22 protein-coding genes are annotated in these 26,292 nt (G+C 71.7%); 21 read left to right on the plus strand and 1 reads right to left on the minus strand.

Annotated features, from left to right (window positions below):
• Positions 1-128: 128 nt before the first annotated feature.
• From IE134_RS15555 to IE134_RS15570, 4 genes are all read left to right on the plus strand, one after another.
• On the plus strand, positions 129-2,690 hold the full coding sequence (locus IE134_RS15555) for a Tox-REase-5 domain-containing protein (RefSeq protein WP_030714853.1): 2,562 nt from the start codon (positions 129-131) through the stop codon (positions 2,688-2,690).
• Between the two features lie 61 nt (positions 2,691-2,751).
• Positions 2,752-3,450 (plus strand): hypothetical protein, encoded by a 699-nt coding sequence (locus IE134_RS15560; protein ID WP_098896218.1) that lies wholly within the window; start codon positions 2,752-2,754, stop codon positions 3,448-3,450.
• Complete coding sequence (locus IE134_RS15565) at positions 3,447-3,977, plus strand: hypothetical protein (RefSeq protein ID WP_030714847.1); 531 nt, start codon at positions 3,447-3,449, stop codon at positions 3,975-3,977. Before IE134_RS15560 ends, IE134_RS15565 begins: the two co-directional genes overlap by 4 nt.
• 105 nt (positions 3,978-4,082) lie before the next feature.
• Positions 4,083-4,865 carry an isoprenyl transferase gene (locus IE134_RS15570; protein WP_030714843.1) on the plus strand — a complete coding sequence of 261 codons (783 nt, stop codon included), beginning with the start codon at positions 4,083-4,085 and terminating at the stop codon, positions 4,863-4,865.
• Between the two features lie 15 nt (positions 4,866-4,880).
• Here IE134_RS15570 and IE134_RS15575 read toward each other — a convergent pair whose 3' ends face one another.
• On the minus strand, positions 4,881-6,029 hold the full coding sequence (locus IE134_RS15575) for a PucR family transcriptional regulator (RefSeq protein ID WP_126930706.1): 1,149 nt from the start codon (positions 6,027-6,029) through the stop codon (positions 4,881-4,883).
• 191 nt (positions 6,030-6,220) lie between these two features.
• On the opposite strand from IE134_RS15575, the gene IE134_RS15580 reads away from it, so the two are divergent.
• From IE134_RS15580 to IE134_RS15655, 17 genes are all read left to right on the plus strand, one after another.
• Positions 6,221-7,147 (plus strand): proline dehydrogenase family protein, encoded by a 927-nt coding sequence (locus IE134_RS15580; RefSeq protein ID WP_030714837.1) that lies wholly within the window; start codon positions 6,221-6,223, stop codon positions 7,145-7,147.
• 53 nt (positions 7,148-7,200) lie between these two features.
• Positions 7,201-8,832 (plus strand): L-glutamate gamma-semialdehyde dehydrogenase, encoded by a 1,632-nt coding sequence (pruA, locus tag IE134_RS15585; RefSeq protein ID WP_030714834.1) that lies wholly within the window; start codon positions 7,201-7,203, stop codon positions 8,830-8,832.
• 236 nt (positions 8,833-9,068) lie between these two features.
• Positions 9,069-10,136 carry a S1 family peptidase gene (locus IE134_RS15590; protein ID WP_126930705.1) on the plus strand — a complete coding sequence of 356 codons (1,068 nt, stop codon included), beginning with the start codon at positions 9,069-9,071 and terminating at the stop codon, positions 10,134-10,136.
• A gap of 209 nt (positions 10,137-10,345) precedes the next feature.
• Entirely contained in the window at positions 10,346-10,894 is a 549-nt protein-coding gene (locus IE134_RS15595) for a GNAT family N-acetyltransferase (RefSeq protein ID WP_098895138.1), read from the plus strand.
• Between the two features lie 339 nt (positions 10,895-11,233).
• Positions 11,234-11,362, plus strand: coding sequence for a hypothetical protein (locus tag IE134_RS34435; RefSeq protein ID WP_098018916.1), 129 nt, complete (start codon positions 11,234-11,236; stop codon positions 11,360-11,362).
• Between the two features lie 128 nt (positions 11,363-11,490).
• On the plus strand, positions 11,491-12,534 hold the full coding sequence (locus tag IE134_RS15600; protein ID WP_030714825.1) for a 3-isopropylmalate dehydrogenase: 1,044 nt from the start codon (positions 11,491-11,493) through the stop codon (positions 12,532-12,534).
• 255 nt (positions 12,535-12,789) lie between these two features.
• Positions 12,790-13,893 carry a branched-chain amino acid aminotransferase gene (locus tag IE134_RS15605; RefSeq protein WP_030714822.1) on the plus strand — a complete coding sequence of 368 codons (1,104 nt, stop codon included), beginning with the start codon at positions 12,790-12,792 and terminating at the stop codon, positions 13,891-13,893.
• 164 nt (positions 13,894-14,057) lie between these two features.
• Positions 14,058-15,089 carry an agmatine deiminase family protein gene (locus IE134_RS15610; protein ID WP_189430785.1) on the plus strand — a complete coding sequence of 344 codons (1,032 nt, stop codon included), beginning with the start codon at positions 14,058-14,060 and terminating at the stop codon, positions 15,087-15,089.
• Positions 15,090-15,139: 50 nt separating this feature from the next.
• On the plus strand, positions 15,140-15,787 hold the full coding sequence (locus IE134_RS15615) for a TetR/AcrR family transcriptional regulator (RefSeq protein WP_189430787.1): 648 nt from the start codon (positions 15,140-15,142) through the stop codon (positions 15,785-15,787).
• Positions 15,788-16,064: 277 nt separating this feature from the next.
• Positions 16,065-17,672 (plus strand): citramalate synthase, encoded by a 1,608-nt coding sequence (cimA, locus tag IE134_RS15620; RefSeq protein ID WP_032783898.1) that lies wholly within the window; start codon positions 16,065-16,067, stop codon positions 17,670-17,672.
• Between the two features lie 290 nt (positions 17,673-17,962).
• Positions 17,963-18,937: a LacI family DNA-binding transcriptional regulator gene (locus tag IE134_RS15625; RefSeq protein WP_030714813.1), complete on the plus strand. Its 975-nt coding sequence runs from the start codon at positions 17,963-17,965 to the stop codon at positions 18,935-18,937.
• 86 nt (positions 18,938-19,023) lie between these two features.
• Complete coding sequence (locus tag IE134_RS15630; RefSeq protein ID WP_030714810.1) at positions 19,024-20,700, plus strand: ABC transporter substrate-binding protein; 1,677 nt, start codon at positions 19,024-19,026, stop codon at positions 20,698-20,700.
• 42 nt (positions 20,701-20,742) lie between these two features.
• Positions 20,743-21,876: an ABC transporter ATP-binding protein gene (locus IE134_RS15635; RefSeq protein ID WP_229823581.1), complete on the plus strand. Its 1,134-nt coding sequence runs from the start codon at positions 20,743-20,745 to the stop codon at positions 21,874-21,876.
• Complete coding sequence (locus tag IE134_RS15640) at positions 21,873-22,853, plus strand: ABC transporter permease (RefSeq protein ID WP_032770450.1); 981 nt, start codon at positions 21,873-21,875, stop codon at positions 22,851-22,853. The genes IE134_RS15635 and IE134_RS15640 overlap by 4 nt, the downstream gene beginning before the upstream one ends.
• Positions 22,854-22,856: 3 nt before the next feature.
• Positions 22,857-23,861 carry an ABC transporter permease gene (locus IE134_RS15645; RefSeq protein WP_098895134.1) on the plus strand — a complete coding sequence of 335 codons (1,005 nt, stop codon included), beginning with the start codon at positions 22,857-22,859 and terminating at the stop codon, positions 23,859-23,861.
• Positions 23,858-24,844, plus strand: a complete 987-nt coding sequence (locus IE134_RS15650; RefSeq protein WP_126930703.1) for an ABC transporter ATP-binding protein — start codon at positions 23,858-23,860, stop codon at positions 24,842-24,844. The genes IE134_RS15645 and IE134_RS15650 overlap by 4 nt, the downstream gene beginning before the upstream one ends.
• Before the next feature lie 32 nt (positions 24,845-24,876).
• Positions 24,877-26,292 carry a GH1 family beta-glucosidase gene (locus IE134_RS15655; RefSeq protein WP_098018927.1) on the plus strand — a complete coding sequence of 472 codons (1,416 nt, stop codon included), beginning with the start codon at positions 24,877-24,879 and terminating at the stop codon, positions 26,290-26,292.

The following is a 26,292-nucleotide window of genomic DNA, read 5'->3' on the forward strand; positions in this document are numbered from 1 at the left end:
GGGGCCGATCGGCCCGATCCGCCCCAATGGGCCCGGGGTTGGGCCCTGGGGCCCACGACGCGCGAGGCGCCCGACCCTAGGGTGACCGGTTGTCATGTCACTCATGGGCACCGGGGGTCGGATCACGTATGTCTGCTGTCGGTGGCATACCCGTAGCGGGAGGCCCGGCTCCGGCCGCCGCCCCCCGGCGTGACCTCCCGGGCCCGCTCGCCGCGGTCCGGGTGGCCCTCCTCGTCCTGCTCGGCGCGACGGTCCTCGGCGCGGTCGGCCTCTCCGGCTCCGCGATCGCCGCCGACGCCATGGGCGCCCAGGTGTTCGGCATCCTGCTGTACGCCTCCGCGCCCGGGGTGCTCTGCGCCCTGCTGGCCCGGCACCTGCGGACGGGCGGCAGGCGCGTGCTGTGGGGGATCGTCGCCGTCCAGATCTGGCTGATCATCGGCGGCCTCGGCAACGTGTCGGACGGGTCGCCGGACGGGTTCACGCAGCTGGTGCTGCCGGTCCTCATCCTGGTGCTGCTGCGCCGTCCGCAGAGCCGCGCGTGGTTCCTGCTGCCGCCCCGGGAGCGCGGGGAGCCGCCGAAGTTCTCGCTCCCGCACATGATCACGTGGAAGCGGGACCGGGGGCAGACAGCCCTGGAGTATCTGGGCCTGGTCCTGATCGTCGTCGCGCTGATCGGGGCGCTGACGGTGGGCGGCCTCGGCGGCCGGATCACGGAGGGGCTCCAGTCGGCGATCTGCTCGCTGACGGGCAGCTCGTGCCCGGTGTCGCCCGGAGGCAGCGACACGGTGGCGGGAGACGACCCGGGCGGTGGAGCGGACGGCGGTACGTCGGCGGGCGCGGACGGCGGCGCGGATGGCGGAGCCGACGGGGGCGCTGACGGTGGTGCCGATGGCGGAGCCGACGGGGGTGCCGCCGACGGCGGTTCGACCACTACGGGCGGTACGACCACGGGCGGCACGACCGGCGGCGACGCGACGGGTGGCTCCGGCGGCGACGCGACGGGCGGCACGGAAGGCACCGGCGGGACCGGCGGCACGGAAGGCACCGGTGGCTCTGAAGGCACCCAGGGCAGCGGCGGTACGACCGGCGGGACCGGCGGGGAGAGCTCGGGTGGCCCCGGCTCCACCACGACGGGCGGCGGCACCGGCGGTCCCGACGACAACGGGCGCCCCGGCACCGGCGAGGACACCTTCCCCGAGGACCACGAGGAGCCCGAGGCCGCCTACGACGTACAGGCGTCCGACGACGGCGAGGGTGAGGGCGGCGAGCAGGCCGAGGAGCAGGAGGACTGCGGCGGCTGGGGCTTCTTCGGCTGCGCCTGGGACCGTACGACCCAGGTCTTCAAGGGACTGGTGGTCGACGGGATCTGGGGCGACATCTCCGGGATCATCGACCTGTTCAAGCCGGAGACCTGGTCGGGCCTGGTCGACTACGGCAAGCAGCTCGGCGACCAGTGGGTCAAGGACTCCTCGGGCGCGGGCGACAAGTGGGCCGACGGCGACTACCTGGGCGCGCTCTGGGACTGGGGCGGGGCCTCCGTCAACACGGTGATCACGGTCGGCGACGACATCTTCGTCGGCGACGAGGTCCGCGAGCGCTGGAACAACGGCGAGAAGACCCGGGCCGTCACCGATGTGATCTGGAACGTCGGCTCGCTGTTCATCCCGGGCTACAACGTCGCGAAGGTGGTCGGCAAGGCCGGCAAACTCGGCAAGCTCGGCAAGGTGGCCTCCGAGGTCGCGGACGCGGCGGGCGATGCGAGCACGGCCGCCCGCCGGGCCCGGCAGGCCGCGGACGCGGGCGATCTCGACGGCGTACGCAAGGCGGCGAAGGAGGCCGACGAGGCGGCGGACAGTGCCGAGGACGCGGCGCGCCGCACCGGCTGCGCGATCGCGGGCGGGCCGCCGAGGGTGCCGTACGGCGGAGGCGGCGGCGGGTCCGGCGGTGTGCCGGGCGCCGGCACCGGGGTGCTCGCGGGCGGCTCGCCGGGCCGGATCCTCCTCGCCGAGGGCGGCTGCGACGAGGCGGCCAAGAAGGCGGCCGAGGACGCGCGGGCGGCGGAACGCCAGGCCCACCTGGACCAGAAGCGGCTGGAGGAGCCCGAGCGGGCCCGGCAGGCGCAGCTGGACAAGAAGCAGCACCCGGAGCCGCAGCGCAACGACACCAGCGACCCGCGCAACTACAACCCGCCCTCCTGGGCGGACGAACTCACCACCCGCACCCTCGGTGACGCGGACGCGGGCGACGGCTACTGGGCGGGACGGGACCGTAACCCCGTGCCCAACTGGAAGAACGAGTCCTGGCTGCGCTACCAGGAGCAGATCACCGGCACGAACCGGGGCCAGGAGTACGTCGTCCCGCACCCGCGCGAGGGCAAACCCGCGGTGGAGTACGACGGGTGGGACTCCTCCCGGCAGACCTACCTGGAGGCCAAGAACGGCTACGACTCCTACCTCTCGCAGTCCCGCCCGGGAACGCTCACCCCCTCCGGCAGGGACAAGTTCGTCGCGGAGGCCCGCGCCCAGGTGGAGGCGGCCGGCGGCAAGCCCGTGGAGTGGCACTTCTCGAACCCGGAGGTCGCGAAGGCGGCCCGCGCGGCGTTCCGGGAGGCAAGGCTGCCGATCAAGGTGGTTCCGACGCCGGTGAGACCGGGCGACAGCACGAGGAAGCCCGGCGCCTTCGACGAGTAGCCGAGTAGCCTGCCCCTGTGGGCGACCCGGTGCGGTCCGGCGACGGAGGAGAGAGATCAGCATGCGATGTCTGGTGCGAGGCTTCTGGGGCCCGAGGCCGGAGCCGGTCGAGTCCCTGGCCGGTCGGTGGCAGCGGACCCTGGACGGACTGACCGGGCTGCTCCCGCAGGCGGCGGCTGCCTGGAGCCAGATCCACGCGAACGGACCCGCGACGGCCGTCGCACCCGACGAGGACGCCCTGCTCGGCGCGGTGCGCGCCGCCCAGAGCGCGGCCGACTGGTCGGATCTGACGGGTACCGGGCTGCGGGTGGTCGGCACGGGCATGCCCGGCTGGGAGGTGGAGGTCAGCGGAGTCGCGGGCGGCACACCGGAGTTCCTGCTCCAGTCGATCATGGTGGTGATCCACGCGCCGGACGGAGCACCCGTCCCCGAGGAGGACGTCCTCGCGCTCCTGGCCCGGGTGTGGGAGCCGGACTTCGGCGATGTGAGCGACAACGACGTGCTGGACGCCCTGGAGGACGAGGCCGGGTTCTCGGTCGAGGACCCGGCCGTGGGCCGGGTCGGCTACCTCTCCCCGGCCCGTGCCGCCCTCGTGCCGGCCGGTCTGGAAGCGGTCCGTCAGGAAGTCCCGGGCGGTGGAGAGCTGTTGAGCATCGCGGCACCCGGTGACACCGCGGCGGTGGTGCGCGCGTGCGAACGGCTCCGCGAGGCGGGAGCCCTGGCGCCGCTGCCCCGCCCGATGGACCGGGCGGTGCTGTGACCTCCCGGGCGGGCGAGCCCTTCGACACGGACCGTGCGGCGGCGGAGGTGACCGACCTGCTCACCGCGCCCGTGCCGGCCGACGGTCCCGTCACCGCCGAGGGCGACCCGGTCACCGAGGAGTGGACGGTCACCGCCGGGGCGGGCTTCCGCATCGTGCCGCTCTGGGAGGGCGACCCCCTCACCGGTGTGTACGCCCCCGAGTGGAACGACGCCGAGGAGGCCGCCGCGTCCCATCTGGCCGAGCTGGCCCGGGCGTTGGACGCCCGCTGGGGGCCGCACCGCAGGGTGCGGCTGGACGGGCCGCTGATGCGCCGGCAGGGCGGATCGCCGGTGGAGCCGCTGTTCGAGGCGCTGTTCTCGCAGGACCTGTACGGGGACCTGGAGGTCTGGGGCCCCCTCGACCCCGGCGGCCGGTGGATCGGCCTGATCTCCGGCCACAGCGACGGGGACGCGCCGTTCGTGCTCGCCGCCCTGGTCAGCGACCGTCCGATCCCCGAACCGGCGGACTTCGACGGGCGGTTGTGAGGCCCGCCCGGCGCCGCCGGGATCCGGCGGGTGGCGGCCGGAGCCGCTGATAAGGTCCGTCGGCATCAGCTGTCCCGTGCTGGTGTCCCGCGCTGGAGAGGGTTCATGAAGCTGCTCCCCCTGTTCCTCCGAAGGCCCATCGAAGCGGTGTACGAGCGTCGGCTCGCCGCGACCCTGGTGGGTCTGCCGCGCCCCCAGCACGTCGGGATCATGGTCGACGGCAACCGGCGCTGGGCCCGCAAGGCCGGGCACACGGACGTCCGGGAGGGCTACCGGGCGGGCGGCGCCAAGGTGACCACGTTCCTGGGCTGGTGCACGGCCGCCGGGATCGAGCACGTGACCCTCTTCATGCTCTCCGACGACAACCTGGGCCGCCCCGCCGAGGAACTCGGCCCACTGATCGAGGTCATCGAGGAGACCGTCCGGGACATCACGGCTGAGGGCCGGGACTGGGAGGTCCGGGCGATCGGCTCGCTCGACATGCTGCCCGGCACCAGCGCCCGGGTGCTCAAGGAGGCGACCGCCGCCACGACCGGCCGCGGCGGCCTCAAGGTGGACGTGGCGGTCGGCTACGGCGGCCGGCGCGAGATCGTCGACGCCGTGAAGAGCGCCTTCGAGGAGCACATCGCGGCCGGCGGCGACCCGGCCGAACTGGTCGCCCGGTTCGGGATCGACGACATCTCCCGGCACCTCTACTCACCCGTCGCCGACCACACCGACTTCATCATCCGCACCTCCGGCGAGCAGCGCCTGTCCGGCTTCCTGCTCTGGCAGTCCGCGTACGCCGAGATGCACTGGGTGGACTGCTACTGGCCGGCCTTCCGCCACGTGGACTTCCTGCGCGCGCTGCGCTCGTACGCCAACCGGGAACGCCGCTTCGGCAAGTGAGCGGTCCAGGACCGGCTAGAGCCGCGCCCGCTTCACCGCCATGTGCAGCAGCAGCCGGTCCTCCCCGTCGTTCAGGTCGAGGCCGGTGATCTGCTGGATCCGGGAGAGCCGGTAGTAGAGCGTCTGGCGGTGGATGCCCAGGGCGGCGGCCGTCCGGCTCGCCTGGCCCGCGCAGTCCAGGAACACCTCGGCGGTGTGCGCCAGCTCCCGGTGCAACGGGGTCAGCAGCGAGGCGGCGGCCGGGTCCCCGGGGTCCGTGGCGGTGCCCGGGAGCGCGGTCAGCAGGCGGTACGGGCCGATCGCCGACCACTGCGCCACCGGGCCGAGACGGGGCTCGGCCCGGGCCGCGCGGGCCGCCGCCGTGGCCTCGCGCCAGGAGACCGCCAGCTGGTCCAGGCCCCGGCGCGGCGTGGCGATCCCCCCGGTGACGGCCGGGTCCCCGCCCGCGCGCAGCCGGTCCGCCGCGCTCAGGGCGGGGTCCAGGCGGTCCGGCGAGCGCAGCCGGACGAGCGCGGCCAGCGACAGGGGTCCGGCGGCCCCCGGCGCGGGGACCGTCGCCAGCGCGGCCGCCGACGCCACGCCCCGTACCGACGGCGTGTCGTCGGCCCACGGGGTCACGCACACCACCGTGTGCAGCCCCTCCGCGTCCCGGCCCAGGGCCTCGCCCAGCGCGGCGACGGCGGTGTCGCGCTGCCGGCCGGGGCCCGCCGTGAGCACCGCGCCGAACTCCCGTGAGAGGTCCGCGCCCGCCCGCGCCTCGTCGAAGAGGAGTGCCCCGATCCGGGCGGCCACCTCCATCGCGGCGGCCAGCTGCTCGTCGGTCGGGCCCGGGTCCGCGTCGAGCAGCCAGACGTAACCGAGGACGACACCCCGATGGCGTACCGGAAGGCAGATGCGGTCCCGGAACACCCCGGCCTCGGGCGCGGCGGGGATCCGGACGGGTCCGGTGGCCCGGGTGATGCCGAACCCCTCGAACCAGGCGCGGACGGCGGGGGTGGAGCGCCGGGTCAGGATCGAGCGGGTGCGGACCGGGTCCATCGCGCTGTCGTCGTCGCTGTCGTGGGCTCCGAAGGCGACCAGGCCGAAGTCCCGGTTCTCCAGGGTGGCCGGGGCGTCGAGGAGGGAGGAGATCTCGTCGACCAGTTCCTGGTAATCGCCTGTCACTCCGCCATTCTGCACCTCCGCGCGGCCATCCTCATACAGATGTCTGAGATGGCGGCCACGGATGCGTGACAGGTGTCGATGGCACAGCACGCACGGGGTACCTAGATTTCACAGTGGTTATCCGTGCCGTACCGGTTCGTTCATGTTCGTACCGTTACGGCCCCTCGTCCGTACATTCGTGGAGGTGCCCCGTGCTGGGTCCCGTGATTCTCGCCGCATCGCGCAGCGACAAGATGCGCCGGTTCATCTCGGCCGCGCCCGGCACCAAGCAGGTCGTCGACCGCTTCATCGCCGGCGAGACCGTCGACCAGGTCGTGCCGATCGTCGAGGACGCCGCGGACAAGGGCCTGGAGGTCACGCTCGACGTCGTCGGCGAGGACATCACCACCCCCGCGCAGGCCGAGGCCGCCCGCGACGCCTACCTGGAGCTCATCGAGCGCCTGAAGGCCCTGGACCTGGGCCCGCGCGCCGAGATGTCCGTCAAGCTGTCGATGTTCGGCCAGGCGCTGGAGGGCGGCCACGAGCTGGCCCTCGCGAACGTCCGCCCGGTCGTCGAGGCGGCCGCCGCCATCGGCACCACGGTCACCCTGGACGCCGAGGACCACACCACCCTCGACTCGATGTTCGCCATCCACGAGGAGCTGCGGAAGGACTTCCCGCAGACCGGCTGCGTCATCCAGTCCTACCTCTTCCGCACCGAGGACGACGCCCGCCGCCTGGCCGAGGCCGGCAGCCGCGTCCGCATCGTGAAGGGCGCCTACAAGGAGCCCGCCTCCGTCGCGTACCAGGACAAGGCCGAGATCGACAAGGCGTACGTCCGCATCACCCGGATCCTGATGGAGGGCGCGGGCTACCCGATGATCGGGTCGCACGATCCCCGTCTCATCGCCATCGCCCAGGAGCTCGGCCGCCAGGCCGGGCGCAAACTGGACGAGTACGAGTTCCAGATGCTGTACGGCATCCGCAGCGACGAGCACGTCCGGCTCGCGGCCGAGGGCCACCGGATGCGCGTCTACACGGCGTACGGCACCGACTGGTACGGATACTTCATGCGCCGCCTCGCGGAGAAGCCGGCCAACCTGCTGTTCTTCGGCCGCTCGATCCTCACCAAGGGCTGAGCGGCCCCCGGGCCGACCCACACCCCCGCCGACATCAAGGAGACAAGGCACTCATGGACGCCGTCACCCAGGTCCCCGCGCCGGTCAACGAGCCGGTCCACTCCTACGCCCCGGGCTCCCCGGAGCGCGCCCGCCTGGAGGTGAAGCTCAAGGAGCTCGCCGACAACCCGATCGACCTGCCGATGACCATCGGCGGCGAGAAGCGGATGGGCGGCGGCGAGCGGGTCAACGTCGTACAGCCGCACAACCACAAGGCCGTCATCGGCACCTTCGCCGGCGCCACCGAGCAGGACGCCCAGGACGCCATCGACGCGGCCCTCGCCGCCGCCCCGGCCTGGCGCGCGATGTCCTTCGACGACCGCGCCGCGATCATCCTGCGCGCCGCCGAGCTGCTCTCGGGCCCCTGGCGCGAGACGCTGGCCGCCTCCACCATGCTCGGCCAGTCCAAGACCGCCCAGCAGGCCGAGATCGACACCCCCTGCGAGCTCATCGACTTCTGGCGCTTCAACGTGCACTACGCGCGCCAGATCCTCGCCGAGCAGCCCCCGGCCAACTCCCCGGGCGTGTGGAACCGCATGGACCACCGCCCGCTGGAGGGCTTCGTCTACGCGATCACGCCGTTCAACTTCACGGCCATCGCGGGCAACCTCCCCACCGCCCCCGCCCTCATGGGCAACGTCGTGGTGTGGAAGCCGTCCCCGACGCAGACCCACGCCGCCGTGCTGCTGATGCAGCTCCTGGAGGAGGCCGGGCTGCCCAAGGGCGTCATCAACCTGGTCACCGGCGACGGCATCGCCGTCTCCGAGGTGGCGCTGAACCACCGCGACCTGGCCGGTATCCACTTCACCGGCTCGACCCCCACCTTCCAGCACCTGTGGAAGACGGTCGGCAACAACATCGCCAACTACCGCACCTACCCGCGGCTCGTCGGCGAGACCGGCGGCAAGGACTTCGTCGTCGCGCACCCCAGCGCCGACCGCGCCATCCTGAAGACCGCGCTGACCCGTGGCTCCTTCGAGTTCCAGGGCCAGAAGTGCTCCGCTTCCTCGCGGGCGTACGTCCCCGCCTCCATCTGGAACTCCGGTTTCAAGGAGGAGTTCGCGGCCGAGGTCGACGGCATCACGATGGGTGACGTCACCGACCTGAGCAACTTCATCGGTGCCGTCATCGACGACCGCTCGTTCGCCAAGAACAAGGCCGCGATCGACCGCGCCAAGTCCGACCCGACCTGCACGGTCATCGCGGGCGGCACCTACGACGACTCGGTGGGCTACTTCGTCCGCCCGACCGTCATCGTCTGCACCGACCCCGAGAACGAGGTCTTCACGACCGAGTACTTCGGCCCGATCCTCGCGATCCACGTGTACGAGGACGAGAAGTACGACGCGATGCTGGAGCAGATGGAGTCGGTCTCCGACTACGCGCTGACCGGCTCGGTCATCGCGGGCGACCGCGCGGCCGCCGCGTACACGATGGACAAGCTCCGCTACGCCGCGGGCAACTTCTACATCAACGACAAGTCGACCGGCGCCGTCGTCGGCCAGCAGCCCTTCGGCGGCGGCCGCGCCTCCGGCACCAACGACAAGGCGGGCGCCCCGCAGAACCTCCAGCGCTGGACCCTGACCCGGGCCATCAAGGAGACGCTGGTCCCGCCGACCGACTACACCTACCCCCACCAGGGCTGACGCCCTCCCGGGGCACCGCAGCACGGCGCCCCGGATCCGGGGTCCTTTTGAGGGCCCCCACAGAGCACCGCCCCCCGACCGGCCCCCCTGCCGGCCGGGGGGCGGTTTCCATGTGCGCGCCCGCGTACGGGGCCTTCGGCGCGGTCCCGGGTCACGCGGTCTTGTGGTTTAGGTAATGGGCATGTCAAATTCCTTCTCGGTACGTCCCCACACGTCACCCGAGAAGGAGTTCCCCCATGAGACGCAACTCCCGCGCGCGCATCGGCGTTTCCCTGCTGCTCGTCGCCGGCGCCCTCGGCCTCGGAGCCGCCCCCTCCACCGCCGCCGACACCCCCGCCGCCGCCCCCTCGGCGATCCCCGCCCCGTCCGCGTACGCCCTCGACGCCCAGGTCGACCGCGCGCTCGGGACCGCCACCGCCGGAACCTACCTCGACGCGAAGACCGGAAAGCTGGTCGTCACCGTCACCACCGACCGGGCCGAGGAGCAGGCCCGCGCGACCGGCGCCACCGTCCGCCGGGTGGCCCGCAGCGCCGCCCAGCTCGACGCCGCCATCGAGACCCTGGAGGCCGAGGCGAAGATCACCGGCACCTCCTGGGGCATCGACCCGCGCACCAACAAGGTCGCCGTCGAGGCCGACTCCTCCGTCTCCGCCCGCGACATGGCCCGCCTCGAAGCCGTCGCCGAACGGCTCGACGGCGCGGTCGCCGTCAAGCGCGTCCCCGGTGAGTTCCGCCGCGAGGTGCTGGGCGGCGGCGCGATCTACGGTGGCGGCAGCCGCTGCTCGGCCGCCTTCAACGTCACCAAGGGCGGGGCCCGTTACTTCGTGACCGCCGGACACTGCACCAACATCTCCGCCAACTGGTCCGCCAGCTCGGGCGGTTCGGTCATCGGCGTCCGGGAGGGCACCAGCTTCCCGACCAACGACTACGGCATCGTCCGCTACACCGACGGCTCCTCGCCCGCCGGAACCGTCGACCTCTACAACGGCTCCACCCGCGACATCACCTCCGCCGCCAACGCCGTCGTCGGCCAGGCGATCCAGAAGAGCGGCTCCACGACCAAGGTGACCTCCGGCACGGTCACCGCGGTCAACGTCACCGTCAACTACGGCGACGGGCCCGTCTACAACATGGTCCGCACCACCGCCTGCTCGGCCGGCGGCGACAGCGGCGGCGCGCACTTCGCCGGATCCGTCGCCCTCGGCATCCACTCCGGCAGCTCCGGCTGCTCGGGCACCGCGGGCTCGGCCATCCACCAGCCGGTCACCGAGGCGCTCTCCGCGTACGGCGTGACGGTGTACTGAGCCGCGCCCCGTACGACGTGAAGGTCGGCCCGGCCGCGCCACGTGCGACGTGACGGTCGACCGACACGCTCCGCACGGCATGACGGTGCACTGACCCGCCGGCGCTCCCGTACCGCAGCGAACCGATGCCCGCCCGGACCACCCATCGCCCCGGTCCGGGCGGGTTATCCGTGTGCGGGCGGCCGCCCCCGCGCGCGAGGATGGGCCCCATGACCGAGCCCGCCGCGCGCACCGCCCCCACCTTCGAACTGGCCGCCGCCGAGCGAGCGGAGATCCGCGACCTGCTCGACGCCGCCTTCGAGGGCGACTTCGCCGACGAGGACTGGGAGCACACCCTCGGCGGCGTGCACGCCCTGATCCGGGACGCGGACGGCCACCTGATCGCCCACGGCGCCGTCGTCCAGCGCCGCGTCCTGCACGCGGACCGCTCCTACCGCGCCGGTTACGTCGAAGGCGTCGCCGTCCGCGCCGATCACCGCCGGGGCGGCCTCGGCCACCGGATCATGGCCGCCCTGGAGCACGTCATCGACGCGGCCCACGACTTCGGGGCCCTCTCCGCCTCCGACGCGGGCGCGTCCCTGTACGCCGCGCGCGGCTGGCAGATCTGGCCGGGCCGGCTCACCGCCCTCGGCCCGGACGGCCCGCTCCCGCTCCCGGAGGAGGAGGGCAGCACCTACGTCCGACCGGCGGCCGGACACCCCCTGCCCGCTCCCGCCCACGCGCTGGCCTTCGACTGGCGGAACGGCGACCTCCTCTGAGCCGACGGTCCGCTCGGAGCTGACGGGGCCGCTCGCGGACGGACTGCCTCCAGGGCTGTGACCTGCACCGATCCAAGAGGCCGTCTCAGATAGTAGGAAGTCCGACTAACTGTGGAGACAGGACGGCCCGACTGTCCTAACTTGGTAGAAGCCGAACGCATCGCTCGATCGAGCGACCGGCGGATGGTGGCGCACGCCCGAGGCAGGCAACCCCTGCCGCGTACGCTCCCCGCCCCTTCCGGCACCTCGAAATCCGATCCCGTTCCCCACCACCGCGCGGCGCTGTGCCGCCCGTGCCGGTGCCACGCGATCTCAGGAATCTCAAGGAGTCGATCCATCATGGCCGAGACCACTGTCCGCCGAGTCCGTCACACCTCCCGCCAGGCCGAGGTCGAGCGCCGCAACGCCGCAGCCGCCCTCCAGCGCGCCCTGGACCGCCGCGACAACGGCGGCGAGACCGGCCACTGAGCCGCCGCCTCCGCAGCCGTATTCCACCCGTTCCGCCGTACCACCCACCCCACCCCGAACATCCTTGCGTCCGTCCATATGGTGGACGGCGGATGTCATGGGGTGGGACGCACCGTTAGGCTCCCGGCATGTCTCGCAGCATCGATCTCGCAGTGATCCCCGGTGACGGAATCGGCCAGGAAGTCGTGGCCCAGGGCCTCAAGGTCCTCAACGCTGTCCTCCCGCAGGACGTGAAGCTGGAGACCAAGGAGTACGACCTCGGTGCCCAGCGCTGGCACCGCACCGGCGACACCCTCCCGGACGCGGAGCTGGAAGCCCTCAGGAACCACGACGCCATCCTCCTCGGCGCGATCGGCGACCCGTCCGTGCCGTCCGGCGTCCTGGAGCGCGGGCTGCTGCTGAAGCTGCGTTTCGCCTTCGACCACTTCATCAACCTGCGCCCCTCCAAGCTCTTCCCGAACACCGCGACCCCGCTCGCCGGCCGCCCCGACATCGACTTCGTCGTCGTCCGCGAGGGCACCGAGGGCCCGTACACCGGCAACGGCGGCTCGCTGCGCACCGGCACCCCCGCCGAGGTCGCCACCGAGGTCAGCGTCAACACGGCCTACGGCGTCGAGCGCGTGGTCCGGGACGCCTTCGAGCGTGCGGCCGCCCGGCCCCGCAAGAAGCTGACGCTGGTCCACAAGAACAACGTCCTCGTCTACGCCGGCCACCTGTGGAAGAACACCTTCGACCGGGTCGCCGCCGAATACCCGCAGGTCAGCACCGACTACCTGCACGTCGACGCCGCGACGATCTTCTTCGTCACCCAGCCGGAGCGCTTCGACGTCATCGTCACCGACAACCTCTTCGGCGACATCCTCACCGACCTGGCCGCCGCCGTCACCGGCGGAATCGGCCTGGCCGCCTCCGGCAACATCAACCCGACGGGCGCGTTCCCGTCGATGTTCGAGCCGGTCCACGGCTCCGCCCCCGACATCGCCGGGCAGGGCAAGGCCGACCCGACCGCCACGATCCTCTCCGTCGCCCTCCTGCTGCGTCACCTCGGCTACGACGCCGAGGCCACGCGCATCGAGGACGCCGTCTCCGCCGATCTCGCGGAGCGCGACGGGGGCACCGCGCGGACGACCGACGAGATCGGCGACGCCCTCGCGGTACGCGTAGCGAGCTGACCCGACGACTCCACTTCGAAGCCGCCGGGTCGCATCAGCGCCCGGCGGCTTCTCCTGTGCGGCCCCCGGGTGCCACCATCGACCTCTGGACCGCATTCACACCATTTCGTGCACGGCCCTCCGCAAGTGATAATCGAACGCGGGGCCGTGGCTCGCGGTGAAGCTCGGACGTCCTAGGACCTGACCGGAAAACGTCGGGCCGAGGTGGCGTGAGCGCGGTCCATCACACACAAGACCGGTGAAGGACACGCACTCATGACGACGCCCACGATCGAGCTCAAGCCCTCCTCGAACCCGCTGTCCGACGCGGAGCGCGCGGCGATCCTGGCCAGCCCCGGATTCGGCCGGCACTTCACCGACCACATGGTGACCATCCGCTGGACCGAGGGCCGCGGCTGGCACGACGCGCAGCTGGTCCCCTACGGCCCGCTGTCGCTGGACCCGGCCAACATGACCCTGCACTACGCGCAGGAGATCTTCGAGGGGCTCAAGGCCTACCGCCAGCCCGACGGCACGGTCGCCTCCTTCCGCCCCGACGCCAACGCCCGCCGCTTCCAGCGCTCGGCCGCCCGGCTCGCCATGCCCGAGCTGCCCGTCGAGACGTTCATCGCGGCGTGCGACGCGCTGGTCCAGCAGGACAAGGCGTGGGTCCCGGCCCACGGCGGCGAGGAGTCCCTCTACCTGCGCCCGTTCATGATCGCCACGGAGGTCGGCCTCGGTGTGAAGCCGGCCAACGAGTACCTCTTCCTGGTCATCGCCTCGCCCGCCGGCGCCTACTTCCCCGGCGGCGTGAAGCCGGTCTCCATCTGGCTGTCCGAGAACCGCGTCCGCGCCGTCCCCGGCGGCATGGGCGACGCCAAGACCGGCGGCAACTACGCCGCCTCCCTCCTCGCCCAGGCCGAGGCCGCCGAGCACGGCTGCGCCCAGGTCGCCTACCTCGACGCGGTCGAGCACAAGTGGGTCGAGGAGCTCGGCGGCATGAACCTCTACTTCGTGTACGCCCAGGAGGACGGCTCGAAGAAGATCGTCACCCCGTCCCTCACCGGCTCCCTGCTCGCCGGCGTCACCCGCGACTCCCTCCTCAAGGTCGCCCAGGACCTCGGTTACGGCTCCGAGGAGGGCCGGGTCTCCATCGACCAGTGGCGCGACGACTCCGCGAACGGCACCCTCCTGGAGGTCTTCGCCTGCGGCACCGCCGCCGTCATCACCCCCGTCGGCCTGGTGAAGTCCGAGGGCGGCGAGTGGACCCAGAGCGGCGGCGAGCCCGGCGAGGTCACCATGAAGCTGCGGGAGCGCCTGCTCGACATCCAGCGCGGTGTCGTCGAGGACACCCACGGCTGGATGCACCCGCTCGGCTAGTCCCACCCGGGCCCCTCGAGAAGGCCGCACCGGCTCCGCTGCCGGTGCGGCCTTTTCCGTACCCGGGACATTGAACACTGCTCGAAGCAAGGGCCGAAGCCCTGTTGTACGGCGCGCCGAGAAGGTTAGAGTGATGCTCTAAAGCAGTCGTCCCAGGAGTCTCCATGCCCACCACCCCCGCCCCCTTCCGTATGCCCCCCGAGTGGGCCCCGCACGAGCGCACCTGGATGGCCTGGCCCGGGCCCAACCCCACCTTCGACTCCGACGCCCAGCTGGCAGAGGCCCGCCGTGCCTGGGCCGCCGTCGCCCGGGCCGTACGCCGCTTCGAGCCGGTCACGATGGTGGTCGGGCCGGGGCAGGAGGAGGGGGCGGCAGCGCTGCTCGGGCCCGACGTCGAGCTGGTCGTACGGCCGCTCGACGACGCCTGGATGCGGGACATCGGCCCCACCTTCGTCACCGACGGCCGCACGCTCGCCGCCGTCGACTGGACGTTCAACGGCTGGGGCGCCCAGGGCTGGGCCCGCTGGGAGAACGACCAGCACATCGCCCGGGCCGTCGCCGAGCTGGCCGGGACCCCCGCCCACAGCTCCCCGCTCGTCAACGAGGGCGGCGCGATCCACGTGGACGGCGAGGGCACCGTCCTGCTCACCGAGACCGTCCAGCTCGGCAAGGAGCGCAACCCCGGCTGGAGCCGTGAGCAGGTCGAGGCCGAGATCCACGCCCGCCTGGGCACCGAGAAGGCGATCTGGCTGCCCCGCGGGCTGACCGGCGACTACGGGACGTACGGCACGCTCGGCCATGTCGACATCGTCGCCGCCTTCGCCCGCCCGGGCACCGTCCTCGTCCACGTCCAGCCCGACCCCGCCCACCCCGACCACGCGGTCACCCGGGAGCTGCTGGCCGTCCTGCGCGCCGCCACGGACGCCAGGGGCCGCGCCCTGGAGGTCGTCGAGGTGCCCGCGCCCACCGTGCTGCGCGACGAGGACGGCGAGTGGGTCGACTACTCCTACATCAACCACTACCTCTGCAACGACGGCGTGGTCCTCTGCGCCTTCGACGACCCGCGCGACGAAGAGGCCGCCGCGATCTTCCGGGGCCTGTTCCCTGACCGTACGGTGACCCCCGTCGACGCCCGTACGATCTTCGCCGGTGGTGGAGGTATCCACTGCATCACCCAGCAGCAGCCGAAGATCTGACGCATCCCGGAAGTCGAAAAGCCAAAGCCGAAAGCCGAGAGCCCGCGCCCATGGCCCCCGCCCCCCGTCGCACCCACCACGCCGCCCCGCCCCGCGAGGACGTCCTCGCCGCCGCCATGGCCACCATCGCCGAGCGCGGGCTCGACGGGCTGACCATGGCCGGGCTCGGGCGGGACGTCGGGATGAGCAGCGGGCACCTGCTCTACTACTTCCGCACCAAGGACGAACTGCTGCTCCGGACCCTGGAGTGGAGCGAGAGCCGCCTCGGGGCCGAGCGCCGCGCCCTGCTCGCCCGGCCGGGGAGCGCCCGCGAACGGCTGGAGGCGTACATCGGCCTCTACCTCCCCGCCGGGCACCGCGACCCCCACTGGACGCTCTGGCTGGAGGTGTGGGGCCGCTCGCAGAACGCCGACGACGACGCCCGCGCCCGGCAGGCCGCCATCGAGGGGGCCTGGCACCGCGACCTGGTGGCGCTGCTCGCCGAGGGGATCTCGCGCGGCGAGTTCCGGCCGGTGGACGCCGACCGGTCCGCCGCCCGGCTGCGGGCGCTCCTGGACGGGTTCAGCATCCACGTCACCGTCGGGATCCCGGGGACGGGCCGGGAGCAGGTGCTCGCCCAGGCGGCGGAGTTCCTGGACGAGACGCTGACGCCCGCACGGTCCGGGGGAGATGCGACCGGCGTCACGACCGCATCCTGAGACACCGCCGTCAGGCGGCCCGTGCTGTGCCAGACTGCTGTCGTGTCCTCGTTCGTCATGATTATTGGCAGCAGGCGCGCCGGTCCGCAGTGACCGTCCCGTACCACCCCGTACGGCACGGCCACCGTGCCCCAGACCCGCGCGCAGACCTCTCGCACCCGCGAGGGGTTTTTTCGTTTTCCGGCCCGCACCCGGGTCGGAACGAGGCAAGCGGGATGATGGGGGCAAGTGGAACCCGATCGTCCGGATCCACTCATCCGACAGGAGCCAGATCAGCATGACCACCAAGGCCAACGCCACCGACGACAGTTTCCATGTCTTCGACACCACACTGCGCGACGGTGCTCAGCGTGAGGGCATCAACCTGACGGTCGCCGACAAGCTGACCATCGCCCGTCATCTGGACACCTTCGGTGTGGGGTACATCGAGGGCGGCTGGCCGGGGGCCAACCCCCGCGACACGGAGTTCTTCGCCCGCGCCCAGAAGGAGATCACCTTCGAGAACGCCCAGCTCGTGGCGTTCGGCGCGACCCGCAGAGCCGGTGGCAGCGCGGCCGACGACCCGCAGGTCAAGGCGCTCCTGAACTCCGGCGCCCCGGTGATCACCCTGGTGGCCAAGTCCCACGACCGCCATGTGGAACTGGCCCTGCGCACCACCCTGGAGGAGAACCTGGAGATGGTCCGCGACACCGTCTCCCACCTGCGCGAACAGGGCCGCCGGGTCTTCGTGGACTGCGAGCACTTCTTCGACGGCTACCGGGCCAACGCCGCGTACGCCAAGTCCGTGGTCCGCACCGCCCACGAGGCGGGCGCCGAGGTCGTCATCCTCTGCGACACCAACGGCGGCATGCTCCCCGCCCAGGTCCAGGCCGTCGTCTCCACCGTCATCGCCGACACCGGCGCCCGGCTCGGCATCCACGCCCAGGACGACACCGGCTGCGCCGTCGCCAACACCCTGGCCGCCGTCGACGCGGGCGCCACCCACGTCCAGTGCACGGCCAACGGCTACGGCGAGCGGGTCGGCAACGCCAACCTCTTCCCCGTCGTCGCCGCCCTGGAACTCAAGTACGGCATGAAGGTGCTGCCCGAGGGCGCGCTCGCCGAGATGACCCGGATCTCGCACGCCATCGCCGAGGTCGTCAACCTCACCCCCTCCACCCATCAGCCGTACGTGGGCGTCTCGGCCTTCGCCCACAAGGCCGGGCTGCACGCCTCCGCGATCAAGGTCGACCCGGACCTGTACCAGCACATCGACCCCGAACTGGTCGGCAACACCATGCGGATGCTGGTCTCCGACATGGCGGGCCGCGCCTCCATCGAGCTGAAGGGCAAGGAGCTCGGCGTCGACCTCGGCGACGACCGCGCCCTGGTCGGCCGGGTCGTCGAGCGGGTCAAGGAACGCGAACTCCAGGGCTACACCTACGAGGCCGCCGACGCCTCCTTCGAACTGCTGCTGCGCGGCGAGGTCGAGGGCCGGGCCCGCCGCTACTTCCGTACCGAGTCCTGGCGGGCGATCGTCGAGGACCGCCCCGACGGCACCCACGCCAACGAGGCCACGGTCAAGCTCTGGGCCAAGGGCGAGCGCATCGTCGCGACCGCTGAGGGGAACGGCCCGGTCAACGCCCTGGACCGGGCGCTGCGCGTCGCCCTGGAACGGATCTACCCGCAGCTCGCCAAGCTGGAGCTGATCGACTACAAGGTCCGCATCCTGGAGGGCCGCACCGGCACCGAGTCCACCACCCGCGTCCTCATCACCACGGGCGACGGCGCCGGCGACTGGGCGACCGTGGGGGTCGCCGAGAACGTCATCGCCGCTTCCTGGCAGGCCCTGGAGGACGCGTACACCTACGGACTGCTGCGCGCGGGTGTCGAGCCCACGGAGTAGCCCGCCCCACGACCTCCTCGTACGAGAGCCGCCGCCCGTCGCCGGGCGGCGGCTCTCGTACATTCCCCGAGCATTCAATAGGTGAACGCACAACCCCGCCTGCCCGCCCGGCAGATGAGACCCGTCCAATCTCGACGTGAAGTATTGACGGCCCTGTTGCGGCGCGGTTAACTCACGCCGCAACGCCGGTACCGGTTCCGGAACCGGTACCGAAGCACCTCTCCCCCCGCATGCCCGCGCCCTACCCCCGCCTGCCCTCTTCCGCCCCGCCTGGCCCCCTGGAGGACCGGATGCGCGTCACCATCGCCGATGTCGCCCGTGAGGCCGGCGTCAGCAAGACGACCGTGTCCCGGGTCATCAACACCAAGGGCGAGGTGGACCGCACCACGGCCGCCCGTGTTCGTGAAGTGATCGCACAGCTCGGCTACGTACCCAGCTCGGGCGCCGTCGGTCTCGCCCGCGGCTCCAGCCGTACGGTCGGCATGCTCGTGCCCTCGCTGACCTGGCCGTGGATGGGCGAACTGCTCCAGGGCGTCGTCGACACCGTCGAGGCCGCCGACTACGGGCTGCTGCTGTTCACCTGCAACCGCGGGGCCGAGTCCGTCCAGCGCTTCACCAGCCAGGTGTCCGCGCGCGCCTTCGACGGGCTCGTCGTCGTGGAACCCGAGAACACCCTCGGCCACCTCACCGAACTGCACCGCGACGGCCTGCCGATCGTGCTCATCGACGACCGCGGCCACCACCCCGAGTTCCCCTCTGTCGTGACCACCAACCACGAGGGAGGCGCGTCCGCGGCCCGCCACCTGCTCGCCGCCGGACGCACCCGGCCCCTGGTCCTGACCGGCCCCCAGCACTTCGGCTGCGTACGGGACCGGCTGAACGGCTTCCGTTCCGTCCTGCCCACCGATCTGGTCGTCGAGGGGGACTTCACCGAACGCGGCGGCCGGCTCGCCGTCGAGGAACTCCTCGCGCGGGACGTCACGTTCGACTCGGTCTTCGCGCACAACGACATCAGCGCGGCCGGCGTGCTCCGCGCCCTGCGGGCCGCCGGACGCCGGGTCCCGGACGACATCGCCGTCGTCGGCTTCGACGACATCCCGATGGCCGAACACACCGAACCTCCGCTGACCACCGTGCGTCAGCCCACCCGCCGCATGGGCGAGACGGCGGCCCGGATGCTGCTCTCCCACCTCGGCGGCACGCCCGTACCCGACGGACCGGCCGTGCTGCCCACCGAACTGGTCGTGCGCCACTCGGCGCCGTAACGGACCCGGCCGCCCGGCCGCGCCCCGCCTCGCACCTTCCGCCCGCCGGGATCTCCCAGACCCGGCAGCCCCATCCTGGAGTCGCCATGTCCGTACGCCGTCGCACCACCCTCAGAGCGGTCGCCGCAGCCACCGTCGTGGTGGCGCTCGCCGCCGGTTGCTCGAACGCCAACTCGGGTGCCAACAAGGGCGGCGGGGCCGCCGGTGTACTGACCCTCGGCAAGCCGGACGGCCCGCAGACGAACAACAGCAACCCGTTCCTCACGACCTCGGCCGGAGCGGTCCTCGGCTACCGGCACATGATCTACGAGCCGCTCGCGATGACGAACATGATCCGGCCCACCGAGAAGGCCGACCCCTGGCTCGCCACCGAGTGGGCCTGGGAGGACAACTTCACCAAGGTCACCTTCACCCTGGACGACCGGGCCAAGTGGGCCGACGGCAAGCCCCTGACCGCCGCCGACGTCGAATTCACCTTCAACCTGCTGAAGAAGCACCCCGCCCTCAACGGCGACGGGGTCCCCTTCGACGGGATCGCGGTCAAGGGCAAGCAGGTCGTCCTGACCTTCAAGGAGAGCCAGTTCGTCAACCAGAACAAGATCATCCAGACCTTCATCGTGCCCAAGCACATCTGGGAGAAGGTCGAGAACCCGGAGACCTGGCCCAACCGCACCCCGGTCGGCTCCGGACCGTACAAGCTCAAGACGTTCACCCCGCAGACCACCACCCTGACCGCCACGCCGACCTACTGGAACGGCGACACCAAGGTCAAGGAGCTGCGCTACACCGCCTACAACGACAACAGCGCCGCCACCACCGCCCTGGCCACCGGCAAGATGGAGTGGTCCTTCGTCTTCATGCCGAACCACAAGCAGCTGTTCATCGACAAGGACCCCAAGAACCACCAGCTCTGGTTCCCCTCCGGCCTCGGCATCCACGGCCTCTGGTTCAACACCACGCGCAAGCCCTTCGACAACCCGGCCCTGCGCAAGGCGATGGCGATGGTCGTCGACCGCAAGGCCATCCACATCCAGGCTCAGGCCACGCTCTACCCGGAGATCACCAACCCCACCGGCATCCCGCTCCCCGCCGGTGAGCCCTTCCTCGCCCCCGAGTACGAGGACGCCACCACCAAGCCCGATGTCGCCGGGGCCAAGAAGGTGCTCGCCGAGGCCGGGTTCGAGCTCAGCGGCGGTGTGCTCAAGGACCCGAGCGGCAAGCCGGTGACGCTCACCTTCACCGACCCGGCCGGCTGGAACGACTACATCACCGGGCTCGCGATCATCAAGGACAACATCAAGGAGATCGGCATCGAGGCCAAGGTCAAGACCCAGACCGCCGAGGCCTGGGGCACCGACGTGGCCAACGGCAACTTCGACGCCACCCTGCACTGGACCAACAGCGGCGCCACCCCCTACGACATGTACCAGAACATCATGGACGGGGCGATCGCCCAGCCCATCGGCAAGAGCTCCCAGGCGGGCAACTTCGGCCGCTTCAAGAACCCCGAGGCGACCGCCGCGCTCAAGGAGTACGCCAACGCCACCACCGACGCCGCCCGCACCAAGGCCCTCAACACCCTCCAGAAGATCTTCGTCGAGCAGGCCCCCATGATCCCGACGGCCGCCGCGCCCATCGGCGCCGAGTTCTCCACGAAGAACTGGATCGGCTGGCCCTCCGAGGCCAACCCCTACGCCCCGCCGCAGCACACCCAGCGGACCGCGCTGGAGATCGTGCTCAACCTCAAGCCCTCCACCAAGTAGGCACGGGGAAAGACCGGACGGGAAGAAGACGGGAAACCGGCCATGACCAGCGATCAGCCCGAGCACGCACGGACCGGCTCCGCGACCACGCGGACCGGCTCCGGGCCCGCGCCCACCGGCACCGACGTGGTGCTGGAAGCGCGCGGAGTCACCAAACACTTTCCCCTGCGCCGCACCGCCCGCGACCTGTTCGCCCGCGAGCGCCGCAGCGTCCACGCCGTCGACGACGTCTCGCTCCGGCTGAGACGCGGCACCGTCACGGCTCTGGTGGGGGAGTCCGGCTCGGGCAAGTCCACCGTCGCCCGCCTGCTGGCCCAGCTCCATCCGCTCACCTCGGGCGAGATACGGCTGGGCGGCGAGCCGGTGGTCGCCGGTCGCGGCCGGTCCTTCCGCCGTTACGTACGCCGGGTCCAGCTGATCTTCCAGGACCCCTTCGCCTCGCTGAACCCGGTGCACACCGTGCGCTACCACCTGACCCGCGCCCTGAAGATCCACGGCCGGGCGGGCAGCGGGGAGACGGAGCTGGAGGAGAACCTGGCCGCCCTGCTGAACCGGGTCCAGCTCACCCCGCCGCAGCAGTTCCTGGACAAGTTCCCGCACGAGCTGTCGGGCGGGCAGCGCCAGCGCGTCGCCATCGCCCGGGCCCTCGGCGCCGACCCGCAGGTCCTCCTCGCCGACGAACCCGTCTCGATGCTCGACGTGTCGATCCGGCTCGGCGTCCTCAACCTCCTGCGCGACCTCAAGGAACGCCTCCACCTGGCGATCCTCTACATCACCCACGACATCGCCTCCGCCCGCTACTTCGCCGACACCACCCTCGTCATGTACGCGGGCCGGATCGTCGAGGGCGGCGACAGCGAACGCGTCACCCAGCACCCCGCCCACCCCTACACCCAGCTTCTGATCGCCTCCGCGCCCGACCCGGACCGGATCGTCGCCGACGAGGAACAGGAGGAGACCGGCACCGGCGAACCGCCCTCGCTGATCACCCCGCCCGCCGGCTGCCGCTTCCACCCCCGCTGCCCGCAGGCGATGGAGCGCTGCCGCACCGAACTGCCGCCGCGCTTCGACCTGCCGGAGGGGCAGTGGGCGGCCTGCTGGCTCTACGACGGGGCGGCCGCGAACGGCACGGAACCGGTGGCGGACCGCACGGCCGTGAAGGAGGCCACCCGGTGAAGTACCTCCTCCAGCGCCTCGCCTTCTACGCCGTCACCGCGTGGGCCGCGATCACCATCAACTTCCTCATCCCCCGGCTCATGCCCGGCGACCCCATCCAGGCCCTGCTCAGCCGCTACCAGGGTCAGCTCGACACCAAGGCCATCGACTCGCTCAAGGCCCTCTTCGGCCTCGACGAACAGCAGTCGATGTGGCAGCAGTACACCGACTACTGGGCCCACCTCCTCGACGGCGACCTCGGCCTCTCCTTCACCTTCTTCCCCACCCCGGTCAGCGAGGTCATCGGCCAGTCCCTGCCCTGGACCCTGGCCCTGGTCGGCACGACCACGCTCATCAGCTTCGTCCTCGGCACCGGCATCGGCGTCTACAGCGGCTGGAAGCGCGGCTCCTGGCTGGACGGGCTGCTGCCCGTCACCACCTTCATCTCCTCCATCCCGTACTTCTGGCTGGGCCTCGTCGCCATCGCCGTGTTCGCCGAGAAATGGGCGCTGTTCCCCAACTCCGGCGGCTACGACAACGCCTTGGTCCCGGCCTTCGACTGGCCGTTCATCTCCAGCGCCCTCTACCACGCGGTCCTGCCCGGCGTGACGATCGTCCTCAGCGCGGTCGCCGGCTGGATCCTCGGCATGCGGAACATGATGGTCACCGTCTCCTCCGAGGACTACGTGATGGTCGCCCAGGCCAAGGGGCTCTCCGAGCGGCGCGTGATGTTCGGCTACGCGGCCCGCAACGCGGTCCTCCCCAACATCTCCGGGTTCGCCCTCTCCCTCGGCTTCATCGTCGGCGGCACGCTGCTCGTCGAGATGGTCTTCACCTACCCGGGCATCGGCTTCCAGCTGCTCCAGGCGGTCGGCGCCAAGGACTACCCCCTGATGCAGGGCGTCTTCCTCATCATCACGCTCTCCGTCCTCGCCGCGAACCTGCTCGCCGACCTCGTCTACGCCGCCCTCGACCCCCGTACCCGGAAGGAGGCATAGGGCATGTCCATCACCGCCACCGACGTCGCCGTCCTCGACGGCGCGCCCCCGCCCACGGCCCCCACCCGCCGGGCCCGGCTCCGCTTCCTGCGCGGCGGGAAGACCCGCACCGGCCTGATCATCCTGGCGTTCTTCGTCCTGCTGGCCATCGCCGGACCCTGGCTCGCCCCGTACGACCCCGACGCCATGAGCGACCAGCTGCTCCAACCGCCCTCCGGCGACCACTGGTTCGGCACCACACACACCGGGCAGGACGTCTTCTCGCAGATCCTCGTCGGCACCCGGGGCGTCCTCGTCGTCGGACTGCTCGCCGCCGCCATCGCCACCGCCCTGTCCGTCCTGATCGGGGTCAGCGCCGGATTCCTCGGCGGAGCGGTCGACGAGATCCTCTCCGCGCTCTCCAACATCTTCCTGGTGCTGCCCGGACTCCCGCTGATCATCATCGTCGCCAGCTTCGTCCCCGACACCGGCGACCTCGTCATCGCCGTCGCCATCGCCCTGACCTCCTGGGCCTGGGGATCGAGGATCCTGCGCGCCCAGACCCTGTCCCTGCGCCGCCGCGACTACGTCGAGGCGGCCCGCGCCACCGGCGAGTCGACGCCGCGCATCATCCTCTTCGAGATCCTGCCGAACCTCACCGCCGTCATCGCCTCCGGCTTCGTCGGCACGGTCATCTTCGCCGTCCTCACCGAGATCACCCTCGCCTTCATCGGCGTCGCCGACATCTCCCACTGGAACTGGGGCACCGTCCTCTTCTGGGCCCAGTCCAACCAGGCCCTCGCCCAAGGGGCCTGGTGGTGGTTCGTCCCGGCCGGCCTGTGCATCGCCCTGCTGGGCACCGCGCTCGCCCTCATCAACTTCGGCATCGACGAGTTCGTCAACCCCCGCCTGCGCACCGCCACCGGCTCCTCCCGGAAGGTGAAGATGCGCGTCGGTTTCACCCCGGTCGCCCGGAAGTCCACCGGCGAGGGACCCCGCGAGCACAGCAGCAAGGAGCCGCGAACATGAGCGCCGAGCCGGTCCTGACCATCAGTGGACTCAACGTCGACTACGGCACCGACGCGGGCGCCGTCCACGCCCTGCGCGACATCGACCTCACCCTCCACCGGGGCGAAGTCCTCGGCCTGGCAGGGGAGTCGGGCTCCGGCAAGTCCACGCTCGCCTACGCCGTGACCCGGCTGCTGTCCCCGCCCGGCGTCATCACCGGGGGAGGGGTCCACTACCACCGCCCCGGCGGCGACCACGTCGACATCCTCTCCCTCGCCCCGCGGCAACTGCGCGCCTTCCGCTGGCAGGAGCTGTCCATCGTCTTCCAGGGTGCGATGAACTCCCTCAACCCCGTGCACACCGTCCACAGCCAGCTCACCGACGTCCTCGCCGCCCACCGCCCCGAGCTGAAGAAGCGCCAACGCACGGACCGGGCCAAGGAGTTGCTGGAGCTCGTCGGCATCTCCGCCGACCGGCTCGCCGCCTACCCGCACCAGCTCTCCGGCGGGATGCGGCAGCGCGTGATGATCGCCATGGCCCTCGCCCTGGAACCCGAGATCGTCATCATGGACGAGCCGACCACCGCGCTCGACGTCGTCATGCAACGGCAGATCCTGCGACGGCTCGTCCAGTTGAGGGAACAGCTGAACTTCTCGGTCGTGTTCATCACCCACGACATCTCCCTCCTGATCGAATTCTCGGACCGGATCGCGATCATGTACGGGGGCCGCATCGTGGAGCAGGCGGGTGCGGCGGAGATCTACCGCGACCCCCGCCACCCCTACAGCGACGGGCTCCTGCACTCCTTCCCCGCGCTCCACGGCCCGCGCCGCGAACTGACCGGCATCCCCGGCTCCCCGCCGCATCTCTCCGCGATGCCCACCGGCTGCGCCTTCCACCCGCGCTGCGGCAAGGCCTTCGCGCCGTGCGCCGGGCAGATCCCCCTGCTCGCCCCGCCCGCCGACGGACCGGGCCGCGCGGTCGCCTGCCATCTGCACGCCTGACCAGGTCCCTCCCCTCCTACGTACGGAGACCGATGAACCTCGCCACCACTCCGCAGCGCATCCTCTCTCCGGCCCCGGTACGCGGACTCCCGGCCGATTTCCGCTGGGGCGTCGCCACCTCCTCGTACCAGATCGAGGGAGCCGCCGCCGAGGGCGGCCGTACCCCGTCCATCTGGGACACCTTCTGCCGGGTGCCCGGGGCGGTGGAAGGCGGCGAGCACGGCGACGTGGCCTGCGACCACTACCACCGGATGCCCGAGGACGTGGAGCTGATCGCGGGCCTCGGCGTCGACACGTACCGCTTCTCGCTCGCCTGGCCCCGCATCCAGCCGGGCGGCCGGGGCCCGGCCAATGCGCAGGGCCTCGACTTCTACAAGCGGCTGATCGACGAGCTCCGGGGGCGCGGTGTCACCCCCTGGATCACCCTGTACCACTGGGACCTGCCGCAGGAGCTGGAGGACGCGGGCGGCTGGCCCGCGCGCGACACCGCCCTGCGCTTCGCGGAGTACGCCTCCCTCGCGTACGAGGCCCTCGGCGACCGGGTCGAGCACTGGACCACGCTCAACGAGCCCTGGTGCTCGGCGATGCTCGGCTACGCCTACGGACTGCACGCCCCCGGCCGCCGCGACCTGGGCGACGCCATGGCGGCTGTCCACCACCTGCTCCTGGGCCACGGCCTCGCCGCCGGTGCGTTGCGGGATGCGGCCGGAGGCAACCCATTGGAGCTCGGCATCACCCTCAACCTCGGCACCGCAACGCCGGAGACCGGCAGCGAGGCCGACCGGGAGGCGGCCCGTCGCGCCGACGGCATGGGCACCCGGCTCTACCTCGACCCGCTCGTCCACGGCCGCTACCCGGAGGACATCGTCGCTGACCTGGCCGCCCAGCACATCGAACTCCCCGTTCGGGAAGGCGACTTGGCCGCCATCGCCACCCCGCTCGACGTGCTCGGCGTCAACTTCTACCGGGGCATGCAGTTCTCCGGTGTCACCGAGGACGGCTCGCCGCTCGACGCCGAGGGCCTGCCGGTCGTCCGGGCGGTGGACCGCGACCTGCCGCGCACCGCGATGGACTGGGAGATCACCCCGACCGAACTCACCGACCTGCTGGTGCGGTTGGAGCGCGACTACGGGCTGCCGACCGTCATCACGGAGAACGGCGCGGCCTTCGACGACGCGGTCGCCGCCGACGGCTCGGTCCCCGACGCCGACCGCACGGCCTACCTCGCCGACCACATCGACGCCGTGGTCGCCGCCCGCGCCCGAGGGGTCGACGTCCGGGGCTACTTCGCCTGGTCGCTGATGGACAACTTCGAGTGGGCCTACGGCTACGCCAAGCGATTCGGCATCGTCCGCGTCGACTACGACACCCAGACCCGCACGCTCAAGGACAGCGCCAAGTGGTACCGCGACACGATCCGCCTCACCCGCGACGCCGATACCGCGTAG

Source organism: Streptomyces rubiginosohelvolus (assembly GCF_014649875.1).
Lineage (GTDB): Bacteria > Actinomycetota > Actinomycetes > Streptomycetales > Streptomycetaceae > Streptomyces > Streptomyces rubiginosohelvolus.